Source organism: Pseudomonas fluorescens (assembly GCF_000802965.1).
Classification (GTDB): domain Bacteria; phylum Pseudomonadota; class Gammaproteobacteria; order Pseudomonadales; family Pseudomonadaceae; genus Aquipseudomonas; species Aquipseudomonas fluorescens_A.
In genome coordinates this window covers 69,056-81,183 of sequence record NZ_JSAK01000032.1, presented here as the reverse complement: position 1 = coordinate 81,183, position 12,128 = coordinate 69,056, and the positions used below count along the sequence as shown (strand labels likewise).

15 protein-coding genes are annotated in these 12,128 nt (G+C 59.6%); 9 read left to right on the top strand and 6 right to left on the bottom strand.

Annotated features, from left to right (window positions below; genetic code table 11):
* Positions 1-167 precede the first annotated feature (167 nt).
* Entirely contained in the window at positions 168-848 is a 681-nt protein-coding gene (locus tag NL64_RS24780) for an SOS response-associated peptidase family protein (RefSeq protein WP_034150706.1), read from the top strand.
* Between the two features lie 271 nt (positions 849-1,119).
* Positions 1,120-1,389: a hypothetical protein gene (locus NL64_RS24775; RefSeq protein ID WP_034150705.1), complete on the top strand. Its 270-nt coding sequence runs from the start codon at positions 1,120-1,122 to the stop codon at positions 1,387-1,389.
* A gap of 118 nt (positions 1,390-1,507) precedes the next feature.
* Here the strand turns inward: NL64_RS24775 and NL64_RS30430 are convergent, their stop codons facing one another.
* From NL64_RS30430 to NL64_RS24765, 3 genes are all read right to left on the bottom strand, one after another.
* Positions 1,508-1,663 carry a hypothetical protein gene (locus NL64_RS30430; RefSeq protein WP_172668704.1) on the bottom strand — a complete coding sequence of 52 codons (156 nt, stop codon included), beginning with the start codon at positions 1,661-1,663 and terminating at the stop codon, positions 1,508-1,510.
* Between the two features lie 66 nt (positions 1,664-1,729).
* Positions 1,730-2,041 carry an AzlD domain-containing protein gene (locus tag NL64_RS24770; RefSeq protein ID WP_172668705.1) on the bottom strand — a complete coding sequence of 104 codons (312 nt, stop codon included), beginning with the start codon at positions 2,039-2,041 and terminating at the stop codon, positions 1,730-1,732.
* Complete coding sequence (locus NL64_RS24765; protein WP_034150703.1) at positions 2,041-2,739, bottom strand: AzlC family ABC transporter permease; 699 nt, start codon at positions 2,737-2,739, stop codon at positions 2,041-2,043. Before NL64_RS24765 ends, NL64_RS24770 begins: the two co-directional genes overlap by 1 nt.
* A 149-nt stretch (positions 2,740-2,888) precedes the next feature.
* On the opposite strand from NL64_RS24765, the gene NL64_RS24760 reads away from it, so the two are divergent.
* Together NL64_RS24760 and NL64_RS24755 are read left to right on the top strand one after the other, a co-directional pair.
* Positions 2,889-3,251, top strand: coding sequence for a DUF2784 domain-containing protein (locus NL64_RS24760; RefSeq protein WP_034150712.1), 363 nt, complete (start codon positions 2,889-2,891; stop codon positions 3,249-3,251).
* Positions 3,252-3,348: 97 nt separating this feature from the next.
* The gene (locus NL64_RS24755) at positions 3,349-4,266 is read left to right on the top strand and encodes a LysR family transcriptional regulator (RefSeq protein ID WP_034150702.1); all 918 of its coding nucleotides are present in this window, start codon (positions 3,349-3,351) and stop codon (positions 4,264-4,266) included.
* Positions 4,267-4,276: 10 nt separating this feature from the next.
* Here the strand turns inward: NL64_RS24755 and NL64_RS24750 are convergent, their stop codons facing one another.
* Together NL64_RS24750 and NL64_RS24745 are read right to left on the bottom strand one after the other, a co-directional pair.
* Positions 4,277-5,830, bottom strand: coding sequence for a sensor domain-containing diguanylate cyclase (locus NL64_RS24750; protein WP_034150701.1), 1,554 nt, complete (start codon positions 5,828-5,830; stop codon positions 4,277-4,279).
* Between the two features lie 37 nt (positions 5,831-5,867).
* Positions 5,868-6,395 (bottom strand): DUF3087 domain-containing protein, encoded by a 528-nt coding sequence (locus tag NL64_RS24745; RefSeq protein ID WP_034150700.1) that lies wholly within the window; start codon positions 6,393-6,395, stop codon positions 5,868-5,870.
* 234 nt (positions 6,396-6,629) lie between these two features.
* Between NL64_RS24745 and ppnN the strand changes: the two genes are divergently transcribed.
* The 5 genes from ppnN (at position 6,630) to NL64_RS24720 (ending at position 10,512) form a co-directional block, all read left to right on the top strand.
* Positions 6,630-8,003, top strand: a complete 1,374-nt coding sequence (gene ppnN, locus NL64_RS24740) for a nucleotide 5'-monophosphate nucleosidase PpnN (RefSeq protein WP_034150699.1) — start codon at positions 6,630-6,632, stop codon at positions 8,001-8,003.
* 78 nt (positions 8,004-8,081) lie between these two features.
* Positions 8,082-8,522, top strand: a complete 441-nt coding sequence (locus tag NL64_RS24735; protein WP_034150698.1) for an NUDIX hydrolase — start codon at positions 8,082-8,084, stop codon at positions 8,520-8,522.
* Between the two features lie 275 nt (positions 8,523-8,797).
* Positions 8,798-9,538 (top strand): response regulator, encoded by a 741-nt coding sequence (locus NL64_RS24730; RefSeq protein ID WP_034150697.1) that lies wholly within the window; start codon positions 8,798-8,800, stop codon positions 9,536-9,538.
* A gap of 175 nt (positions 9,539-9,713) precedes the next feature.
* Positions 9,714-10,052, top strand: a complete 339-nt coding sequence (locus tag NL64_RS24725; RefSeq protein ID WP_034150696.1) for a hypothetical protein — start codon at positions 9,714-9,716, stop codon at positions 10,050-10,052.
* Positions 10,053-10,287: 235 nt separating this feature from the next.
* Positions 10,288-10,512 (top strand): hypothetical protein, encoded by a 225-nt coding sequence (locus NL64_RS24720; RefSeq protein WP_034150695.1) that lies wholly within the window; start codon positions 10,288-10,290, stop codon positions 10,510-10,512.
* A 175-nt stretch (positions 10,513-10,687) separates the two neighbouring features.
* On the opposite strand, the gene NL64_RS24715 is transcribed toward NL64_RS24720, so the two are convergent.
* Positions 10,688-12,118 carry an FAD/NAD(P)-binding protein gene (locus NL64_RS24715; protein ID WP_034150694.1) on the bottom strand — a complete coding sequence of 477 codons (1,431 nt, stop codon included), beginning with the start codon at positions 12,116-12,118 and terminating at the stop codon, positions 10,688-10,690.
* Between the last annotated feature and the right edge of the window lie 10 nt (positions 12,119-12,128).

Sequence of the window (12,128 nt, the reverse complement as noted above, 5' to 3'; positions counted from 1 at the left end):
AAGCCGGGCTCCTACAGGGTTAGCGTGAGACCCTGGATTTGGAACACCACCACAATCCGTAGGAGCCTGGCTTGCCAGCGATGGCGTTCGCAAGATCGCCATCGCCGGCAAGCCGGGCTCCTACAGAAGCATCTATGCTGAACACTCCAAACCGGAGGAATCAGTCGATGTGCGGAAGACTGTCGCAGTATCGAGGCATCCATGATTTCGTCGCGGTGCTGAGCATTCCCGATGCGTTGATCAACCATGTCGGGGATGTACCGTTGGCGCGCTATAACGCCGCGCCCACCACGCAACTCGCGTTGCTGCATCTTGAAAGCGACGGCCTGCACGCCGACTCGCAACGCTGGGGCTGGCGGCCGCATTGGGCGAAGGATCGCGCGGCGCCGATCAACGCGCGGGTCGAGAAAGTCGCCCACGGCCCGTTCTTCCGTGCGATCTGGCCACATCGCGCGATCTGCCCGGTCGACAACTGGTTCGAGTGGGTCGATGCCGGAGACTCGACACGGCAACCCTGGCTGATCCGGCGCCGTGACCGCGGTCCGATTTTCTGTGCGGCGATTGGGCAGTTTCCGGAGGGCGGTGCAGCGCCTCGCGATGATGACGGCTTTGTCATCATCACCGCCGACAGCGCTGGCGGGATGCTCGATATTCATGATCGCCGCCCGGTGGTGTTTTCGGCAGAACTGGCACGGGAATGGCTGGACCCGGCCACCCCCAAGGAGCGTGCCGAGCAGATGGTACTTTTGCAGGGTGAAAGCAGTGAGGTGTTCCAGTGGCACAAGGTCGACAAAGCGGTTGGCAACACCAGAAACCAGTGGGCGGGATTAATTGAAGAATTTGTCTGAACCTGTCAAAAACTACAGCAATACAGGCATAAACAAGAGTTGATTAAAGAGGAAGCCCGTAAAACCGTTACATAGCCTGCCCCATTCAATTAACACTTATATAAATGGTGAATGTTGCGAGCTAACCGCTTGTCAGACAATCCGGCGATCGTGCATACATTTGCAACAACTGCCGCTAGGATGCGCGCCGCATTTCCAATCGCAATACCCAGTTGACCATAGAGTCAATGATTAAGGAAATCCTGAAAACAAGCCTTGCAGAGAAACTAAATTGCGCGACGATTTTACAATTGATCAAGTCGTGAGTCTGACGTGCGTTTATCTTTCGTCGACAGAACACTTGCCACTGGACTGTTATATCGGGCACTACATAAAGACCCGAAACCTGAGTTCAGTCCCCAACATCGACAACATCCTGAGTTCTACCCTTGAAGGCTATCCAGGCAAACCGCCAGTGATGGTCAACGAACTGAACGCCTGGATCGACAAAACCCTGGGCTATCGGGCTGCTCATCCTGATTTCTCATTTGTCGACGCCTGACAGGTACGCAACCCCCCTGTAGGCGCTGCCGCAGGCTGCGATCTTTTGATCTTGATCTTAAAAACAAAATCAAAAGATCGCAGCCTGCGGCAGCGCCTATAGGGGAATTGCTTGTGGTTCAAGGCCTCAGCGGAATTTCGACATCACGATCAGACAGCTCCCGACTGTCGTCATGCTTCCAGGTTTTCTCCGCACGCTTTTGCGCTTCAATTTCTTCTTCCGTCGGTTCATCCATGTCTTCATCCGGGTCCGGATGCTTTTGTTCAGTTGCCATGTTCACCTCTCTTCCTGAAGGGATCGGTCATCGGTTTTAAGCGTAGAACAATTTCCCAAGCCCGGCTCAAAGCCACCATCGCAGCAAAAAGAAAAACCCCATGCTCAACAACATGCTGAGCAAGGTATTGCGGGTGTAAAGCACGAGGCCCACGGCCACCAGCGAACTGAGCAGGTACGGGTTGTCCCATTGCAAATTCAGCTGTTTGTCCGGCATGAATACAATCGGCCCGCAAATCGCGGTGAGCATGCCAGGCACCGCGAAACCGAGGAACTGCCGGGCGTTGCTGCTCAGGCGCACCGGCAGGCGCGGCTCCAGAAACACGTAGCGATTGAGGAAAACCAGCGCCCCCATGCCGAAAATCACCGCCCAGACCATCATGTACGCGCTCCCTGGAATTTGTTACAGATAAAGCCGGCGGTCATCCCCGCCAGCCCCGACAGCACCAGCGCCGAGCCCCACTGCCAATAGCTGAACAGGACCGAGCAGAACAACGACACCGCGACGCAGACCACGGTCGGCACATTGCGCACAACCGGGGTGATCAGGGCGATGAAGGTGGCGGCGATGGAGAAGTCCAGGCCCAGGTGTTCCAGGCCGGGAATGCTGCTGCCCAGCACGATGCCGGCCAGGGTGAAGAGATTCCAGGCGATGTAAAACGTCAGGCCGACGCCTAGGGCATACCAGCGGTTGAACTGCTGTTTGTCATGTTGACTGGTCAACGCGAACAGCTCATCGGTGAGCAAAAAGCCCAGGCCCACCCGCCAGCGACCCGGCAACGGAGAAATCACCGAACGCAGGCTCATGCCGTAGAGCAAATGCTGGGAGGTCAGCAGCAACGTGGTCAGCAGGATCGAAAAAATTCCCGCCCCGCCCTTGAGCATGCCGATGGCCACCAGTTGCGCGGCACCGGCAAACACGATGCTCGACAAACCCTGGCCTTGCAGGGGTGTGAGATTGGCTTCGATGGCCATGGACCCGGCCAGCAAACCCCAGGGCGCCGTCGCCAGGGACAACGGCATGATCGCCGCGGCTCCGCGCAGGAAAGCGCTGCGCGGCATATGTGAATTGGACATAACGCTCTACAACCAGGGAAAGACCACAGACTGTGCCAGCAGTCGCGGCGAATTTCTTGAACAATCTTGCGCATTGGCTGACTGGCGTGATTGATGACCTCCAGCCCGCGTACCATGAGGTCATTCGCCTGACGCGTCCGGGAGTCGACATGCTCTATCGAATCGCCGCCGACGGGCTGGTGCTGTTTCACCTGGCGTTCATCCTGTTCGTGTTGTTCGGCGGGTTGCTGGTGCTCAAATGGCGCGCCCTGATTGGGTGGCACTTGCCCGCTGCCGCATGGGGTGTGGCAGTTGAATTTTTCCATCTGCCCTGCCCGCTGACCCACTGGGAAAACCTCATGCGCCACGCCGCCGGGCAAACCGGCTACGGCGGCGGCTTCATCGACCATTACCTGTGGCCGATCATTTACCCGGCCGGGCTGACACCGGCCATTCAGCTAGGCTTGGCCGGTGTGGTGCTGGCGGTCAACGTGTTGGTTTATCTTCGGGTGATTCGGCAACGCACCGCATAAAAGATCGCAGCCTTCGGCAGCTCCTACACTCGATCAATGTAGGAGCTGCCGCAGGCTGCGATCTTTTGATCTTCCCCCCCACGCCCGAGGATTGAACATGCTGTCGATGGAAGATCTGGCATTGCTCGAAGCCATCCGTGAAACCGGCAGCCTGTCGCGGGCCGCCGCTCACCTTGGCAAGGCACCCTCCACCGTGTCGTACGCCGCGCGACAACTGGAGGAGCGCTTCGACGCCTTGTTGTTCGACCGCCGCCGCTACCGATTGAAGCTCACCCCGGCAGGCGAGTTGCTGGTCAATGAAGCGGCGCGGCTGATGCAGGACGTCTCGCGCCTGACTCAAAGGGTGCAGCAAGTGGCCAGTGGTTGGGAGAGTCGGTTATGGATCGTCACTGATGAACTGCTGGAATTCGAAAGCTTTATCCCGGTGATTGAGGAATTCGATGCGCTGGGGTCCGGCGTGCCGCTGCGCATCACTCAGGAAGTGCTCAAAGGAGTCTGGGACGCCCTGCGTGATGGCCGCGCGGACCTGGTGATCGGCGCCACTAACGAACCGCCGGCGATCCCCTCCTTGCGCTGGATGCAACTGGGGGAAATGCAGTGGGTGTTCGCCGTCTCGCCCAAGCATCCGCTGGCCCGGGTCCAGGAGCCGATTTCCAGGGCGACGGTGACGCAGCATCGAGCGATCGTCGTGGCCGACTCGTCGAAAACCACCGAGGGCCGAACCTACGGCGTCTCCGGTGGGCAACCGGTGCTGGCCGTGCCGACGATGCGCGCAAAAATTCTCGCCCAGTGCCACGGGCTGGGCGTGGGCTGGCTGCCGAGGCATCGGGTCGGTTCGTTATTGAAAAACGGCGCGCTGATTGAAAAGCAGATGGCCGACCCGCGCGAGCCGAACATCATTTACGCCGGTTGGCGCGGCGATCATGACGGCCGAGCGCTGGGCTGGTGGCTGGAAAAACTCAAGCAATCGTACCTGTCCACCCGGCTGGTCGAGGGCATCGATCAGTTTGTTTGAACTCCCGCAGTCAATTGGCAATGACGCTCATGTTCCGGCCACTGGCCTTGGCCACGTATAACGCCTTGTCGGCGGCACCAATCAAGTCCTCGATCCGCGCTTGCGACGCAGGATCGTATCCGCAGACGCCCACACTCACCGTCACCACGGCTTCGGGGCTTTTACTGTGCGCAAGGCCTTCCGTCTGCACCGCCCGACGAATCTTTTCCGCCACCAGAAAAGCCCCGACGTAGTCCGTACCGGGTAGCACCACGGCAAACTCTTCGCCACCAAAGCGGGATGCCAGGTCACCGGGGCGCTGAATATTCCTGGTAATGATTGCGCTGATGTTGCGCAAACACTCATCACCGGCCAGGTGACCGTAGAAATCGTTGAACGCCTTGAAATGGTCGACATCGATCATCAGCAGCGCCAGGCCAGTCATGTTGCGGCGCGAGCGCCCCATTTCCGCGTGGATGAACAGGTCGAACTGGCGCCGGTTGGCCAACCCGGTGAGCGCGTCCTCCAGCGCCAGCAATTCCAGATTGCGATTGAGCTCAAGCAGCTTTTCCTGGGAGTCGAGCAACTCGCCCTGGACACGATTCTGCTGCTTCATCAACTTGATCAGGCGATAACCAAGCACACCCAGAAAGCCCAGCAGCAACGCGACGATAGCGGCACTGAGCAATGACTGCTTGCGCCAACCGACCAGCACCTCGTCCTTGTTGAGCGCGGCAAAGGATACCAACGGATAACCCTCGACCCGCCGATAACCCACCACGCGCTCGACACCATCGATGACGGACCGGATTGTGGCCGTTCCCGCGCTGGCGTTGGGCAGTAATTGGGTGAACAACGGACTGTTCGCCAGGCTGACCCCGATGTCCGCCTCATTGAATGGGCGACGCACAATGATGCTGCCATCGTCGGCAATCAGGTTGATGACGCCGTTATGGCCCATGTCGATGCTGTCGTAGAGTTGGAGGAAGTGGCTGAGATAAATCGTTGCAAGCGCCACGCCGGCGAAACTGCCGTCCGGATGATTGATCCGGCGCGACACGGTCATGATCCACTCGCCACTGGAACGACTTTTGATCGACGGCCCAATGTGTGGCCCGCGGTCGGGGTGATCGCGGTGGAAGATGAAATACTCGCGGTCGGAATTGTTGGCAACGCCCACTTCGGCGCCGTTGGAGTTGGCGATCCACTGCCCGGTTTCGTCATAAATGAACAAACCATGGATCTGGCTCAGCTCATTGCGCTGGGCGCTGAGCAAGCGCTGGAGGCGATGCAGCCGGTCCTGATTCATACCGTCGTTTTCGAGGCGATCGACCAAGGCAAACAGCAGCGTATCCGCTTGCTTGATCGATGCTTGCGCTTGCGAGGCCAACGTCTGCGCAAGGTTGGACATCGCCACTTCCTTGTCACGCAGATGGTACTGGCGCGAACTCCAGGCTTCCCAGATCACCATCGCCGTCATCGACAAGCACACCGCGACCATGAGGGTCACGACCGAGCGCACTTTGAGCCGGGCAATGCCGGACCGGTTGCTTTCGATACGCTCGTAAATGGACGGGTTGCCCATGCTTCGCTCCTTGAACTCGTGTGAAGGGTTCCGGCGGCTACCGCGATGCCAGCTTCACGGTTTCAATCCAGGCCGGGTCCAATCGTGTCTGTTCAGTGTCCATGCCCAGCGCCTCCATCCGCGCCCGGTGTTGCTCCATTTCCCGGCTCAATTGGCCGTGATCGCTGGAATTACCATCCAGTTGATGCATCTGGTTCAACCCCAGATGATAGAACCGTAGCAGCTTCATGGCCGTCGGATCGCCCGCCTCAACCCCGGTGGTGACGTGGTGCATGACGTTGGTGATGCTCATCAGGCTACGCTTGAGTTGCCAACTGTAGACCGCCGGGGCCATCCAGTCCTGGGTCCAGAACAGCTTGCGCATCAGCGCCGCCATCAGCAGCACGGCGGCAAACACACCGCCGATGTTGAACCTTAGATTGTCCCCGCCAGGCTCGCCAAATATCGCCACCGCCGCGGTGGACAACGCCATCGCCAGGGCCAGGAAAATCAACGCAATTATCACCGTGCTGCGTCGCGTCTGTTGCCGATAGGTTTCGGCGTTCATCGGCTGGATTTCGAACATGACGTCGGGATTCCTTGGCTTCAATGAAAAAAAAGGCTCGCCGGTTAAAAAGAGCGCGGAGCATTATCGCCTCTGAGCGGGATTTAGCTATGCTGGGGTCCCTTTTCATCTTTTCATCGTCAATCGGGGACATGGCGAGACCGCGTATTTAGTGCCATCTTCTTTCATGGATACACACTATTCGGATGCCATTCGTTGTTTTTGTAGGAATGACATCGTTTTAAGGATCATTGAATGACCCAACGACACGTAATCAACGCTTCGGTCAGCCCGAAAGGCAGCCTGGAAACACTCTCCCAACGGGAAGTCCAGCAACTGAGTGCAGCCGGATCCGGTAGCACCTACGACATCTTCCGCCAATGCGCCCTGGCCATCCTCAATACCGGCGCCCACGTCGATAACGCCAAGACCATCCTCGAAGCCTACAAGGACTTCGAAATCCGCATTCACCAACAAGACCGTGGCGTACGCCTGGAACTGCTGAACGCCCCGGCCGACGCCTTCGTCGACGGCGAAATGATCGCCAGCACCCGCGAAATGCTCTTCAGCGCCCTGCGCGACATCGTCTACACCGAAAACGAACTCGACAGTCAACGTATTGACTTGAGTACCTCCCAAGGCATCAGCGACTACGTCTTCCACCTGCTGCGCAACGCTCGCACCCTGCGCCCCGGCGTCGAGCCGAAAATCGTAGTGTGCTGGGGCGGCCACTCGATCAACACCGAAGAATACAAATACACCAAGAAAGTCGGCCACGAACTGGGCCTGCGCAGCCTCGACGTCTGCACCGGTTGCGGCCCCGGCGTGATGAAAGGCCCGATGAAAGGCGCCACCATCGCCCACGCCAAGCAACGCATCCACGGTGGCCGTTACCTCGGCTTGACCGAACCCGGGATCATCGCCGCCGAGGCGCCGAACCCGATCGTCAACGAACTGGTGATCCTGCCGGACATCGAGAAACGCCTGGAAGCCTTCGTCCGCGTCGGTCACGGCATCATCATCTTCCCGGGCGGCGCCGGTACGGCCGAAGAGTTCCTGTACCTGCTCGGTATCCTGATGCACCCGGACAATGCCGGCCTGCCCTTCCCGGTCATCCTCACCGGGCCGAAACATGCCGCGCCGTACCTGGAACAGCTTGACGCGTTCGTCGGCGCCACCCTCGGCGAGGAAGCCAAGAAGCATTATGAAATCATCATCGACGACCCAGCCCAGGTTGCACGGCAGATGACCCAGGGCCTCAAAGCGGTCAAGCAGTTCCGCCGCGAGCGCAATGACGCGTTCCACTTCAATTGGCTGCTGAAAATCGACGAAGGCTTCCAGCGCCCGTTCGACCCGACCCACGAAAACATGGCCAACCTGAAACTGAGCCGCGACCTGCCGGCCCACGAACTGGCCGCCAACCTGCGCCGCGCGTTCTCCGGCATCGTCGCCGGCAACGTCAAGGACAAGGGCATCCGCCTGATCGAACAACACGGGCCATACCAGATCCGTGGCGATGCGGCGGTAATGCAGCCGCTGGATCAACTGCTCAAGGCATTTGTTGCGCAACACCGGATGAAGTTGCCGGGTGGTGCGGCGTATGTGCCGTGTTATCGAGTGGTTGCGTAAACAATCTAATGTAAACCGTGACACTGCGAGCCGAAGCCATTGCTTCGGCTCGCTGCTTTCAGGGACAGGAAAATCAACATGCGCCAACGCAATGCCGCCAGACTGCTGGTCATCAATCCCGACCATCAGGTCCTGCTGTTTCGTTTCCAGCACAAAAATGACGCTCTTTGCGGCCAAAACTACTGGGCGACGCCCGGTGGCGGCCTGGAGAGCGGTGAAACCTTCGAAGCCGCGGCAATACGGGAATTGTTTGAAGAAACCGGCCTGCAGGTTGACGCGGTCGGCGCCAGTGTTGCGCAGCGGCGCTTTTCGATGATGCTGCCCAGTGGTGAGACGGTGTTGGCGGTGGAGCACTACTTTGTCGTGCGCGCTGAACGCGAGCAATTGACGCGCGATGGCTGGACAGTTGAAGAAGCGCGGGTGATGACTGAGCACAAATGGTGGTCGGTTGCCGAACTGGAACAAACCACGGAGACGGTGTGGCCACAAAGTTTGATCGAGATGCTGGGGAAGGCGTGACGGATTGGAGCCGACACCGCGATCTGTAGGAGCCGGCTTGCTGGCGAAGGCGTCCTTTAATATTGCGCTGGTTTTACGGGCGCCATCGCCAGCAAGCCGGCTCCTACAGGGGAGATGCGCACAACCTCCCAAACAGGTCGGCTGTCAGGTCGCTATCGCTGGCAAGCCAGCTCCCACAATAGATCGGGTAAGGCCGCTATCGCTGGCAAGCCAGCTCGTACAAAATGTAAGGTCGGCCCAAAGGCTGTCAAAGACAAAAACAAGAGGATCGACCGATGGACCACGTCAACCACATCCTGATCGTCGATGACGACCGCGAAATTCGCGAACTGGTCGGTAATTACCTGAAGAAAAACGGCCTTCGCACCACCATGGTCGCCGACGGCCGGCAGATGCGCAGCTTCCTCGATGCCAACCAGGTCGACCTGATCGTGCTCGACATCATGCTCCCCGGCGATGACGGCCTGGTCCTGTGCCGTGAACTGCGCTCGGGCAAGCACAAAGCCACGCCGATCCTGATGCTCACCGCGCGCAACGACGAAACCGACCGCATCCTCGGGCTGGAAATGGGCGCCGACGACTACCTGACCAAACCCTTCGCCGCCCGCGAACTGCTGGCGCGGATCAATGCCGTATTGCGCCGTACGCGAATGTTGCCACCGAATCTGTTGATCACAGAGAGCGGCCGCATGCTCGGTTTCGGTCGCTGGCGCCTGGACACCACCGCCCGTCATCTGCTTGACGAAGACGACACCCTGGTGGTACTCAGTGGCGCTGAATACCGGCTGCTGCGGGTATTCCTCGATCACCCGCAACGGGTGCTGAGCCGCGACCAGTTGCTCAACCTGACCCAGGGTCGCGACGCCGACCTGTTCGACCGCTCCATCGACTTGCTGGTCAGTCGCCTGCGCCAACGGCTGAAGGACGACTCACGGGAATCGACCTACATCAAAACCGTGCGCAGCGAGGGCTATGTGTTCTCCTACCCGGTGGAAATGCTCGACGCGCAAAGTTGATCGCGATTTTTTCTGAGGTTTTGTATCCGTTTGTATAGAAACCCGGTCTGGATACGCAGAAGCCGATTTCGGACCGTTCGAGCACACATCAGCGATACACCCCGGCGTTTAACTGTGACCACCAGATAGCAACCGCTACTGACCGCACATCACTTAAGCGCACGGAGAATTACCCATGTTCAACTTCTCGAAAGTTTCGTCCCTGGCACTCGGTCTGGCATTAATTGGCGGTCTCGGCTTGTCGAACCTGGCCTCAGCCAACACGGCGAACGCTGCGTCCAACAGCCCGATCGAGGCCTTGCTGGCAGAAGGTGGTTCGGACCGTTTGCAACAAAATCGCGTGGCCGAGGGTGGTTCGGATCGCCTGATCCAGAACCGCGTTGCCGAAGGTGGCGCCGATCGTCTGCAGGAACTGCGAGAACGCGTTGCCTCGATCCCGAGCAACGCCGTGCGCGGTGGAGTGATCGTCGCCGAAAACCGCGCCGAATTCGGCTCGAAATATCAGCGTTACTGATCACGGCCTGCAAAACAGCAAAGAACCTGTGGGAGCGGGCTTGCCCGCGATGACGGAATGCCAGGCGACATCATCGTCGACTGTCAGGTCCCCATCGCGGGCAAGCCCGCTCCCACAGTTTTTGTTTTGCAAGGATCACTGTTCTCGATAACGACTATGCGCAAGGGTGTTTTTTCATCGAGCCGCTCCAGCCCTACAGTGGCCACATCTTCTCCCCACGCTCTGGAGCAACATCATGAAAAGCATCATCGGTATCGGCTTCGCCCTTTCAGTCCTTGGCGCCACTTCCGCCATCGCCGCCCCACACGCCACTGCACCCGTCGTTGCAGCGGCCAACGTCAGCCAACCGGCCACACTGAACGTGAACACCGTCAGCGTTGACCACAAAGACAGCCAGGCAAGCAAACTCTACGTCGCGGAAAACCGCCCTGAGTTCGGTTCCAAATATCAGCGCTATTGATCAACGGCCTTGAGCTGCTTGAAACAAGAAACCCCGCCAAGTGCGGGGTTTCTTCATTTCTAATGTGGCGAGCGAGCTTGCTCGCGCTTGAGTGCGTAGCGCTCACAAAATCCTGGGGCCGCTGCGCAACCCAGCGCGAGCAAGCTCGCTCGCCACAGGGTGATTCCAACAGCTATTACGGTGTGGCTAATCGTCCGGCCAGGGCTTTGGCCTGGCTGGCGACGTCGGTGACGGCCGTGCTTTCCCACCACATCCCGCGTAACGGCGGGCCCATGGCGAACAGGCGACTGGCCGGATGGCCATCGGCATCCAGCACCGCGCCATCGACCTGCGCCGCAATCCCCAGCGCCAGATGCCCCGGTTTGATCAATCCGCGCGCCAGCAATTGCTGTGGCAATGGTCGCGCCACCCGTCGCCAGTCGTATTCGATGCCGCTGGAGTTAATCAACGCCGCGCCACTGACGACAACCGTTTCAGCCTCACCCCGCCGACGAATACAAATACTCACCCCTCCGCCCGCAGCACGCTCCAGCCCTTTGAACGACGCCGCGTGAATGCGCAACCGCCCTTCCCCGTGCAAGCGTTCCACCAGTTCGGCACTTAATGGCGGCGAGCGATGGTGATGGCTTTCCCACCACGGCCGTACATGCCTGACAAACTGACGGCGTTGCACGTCGGTGGCCTGATTCCACAAACGGCCGATATGCGCCCGCACCGTGTCCAGTGGTGCCTGCCAATCAATCCCTTGGGCAATGGCATCGCGACAATGTCGGCGCAATTCCCGCACCAGCTGGCGTGGCGTGCGGATACTGTGATCCTCCGCCAGGAAATCCACCCAGGCCGGAGGCTGGCGCCGCACATGGGGCAACAAACCGTGACGGGAAAACACCTCGATCGGCCCGCGATGCCCGGCCTGCTCCAGCGACACCACCGCATCGACCATGGTCAGGCCCGAGCCGATGATCAGCACCGTCGACTGCGGATCGAGCTGCTGCATGGCCGCTACGTCCCAAGGATCGAGCGCCGCTGCGTTCAAGCCGCTGGATTCGGTTTGCGGCGTGCGCGCGGCGGGGAACATTCCCGTGGCGAGCACCGCAAAGGCGCCCTGCAAACGCTGGCCATCGCTCAACGTCAGCCGCACCGATTCGTCATCGGTTTGCAGATCCACCACCTCGGCCCGCACATGCTCAACCGTCGAACCATTCAACGCACCCACCGCTTGCGCCTCGGCCAGACGTTGCTGCACGTACAGGCCGAAAATCCCCCGTGGCGGGAACAGTTCACTGACCGGCACATCTTGTTCATCCGACTCCGGCCAGCCACCGGCGGCGATGTAGTCAGTCAGCCATTGAGTCAAGTCGTCGGCGTTGTCCGGGTCGACGCTCATGCGCGCGGCGTTGCCGTTGAGCGTATGCCCCAGCTCCACGGCGCTGTAGGCCTCGCCGCGACCCAGTTCGGCGCGCGGTTCGATCACCAGCACCTGGCGCTTGCCCGGCAGGCGCAACAACTGCGCCGCCAGCATCGCGCCGCTGAGGCCGCCGCCGATGACCAGGATGTCCGCGTGACGGATGGCGTCGGTCGCCTGTCCGTTTTGGGTTTCACTCATGCCGTTCTCA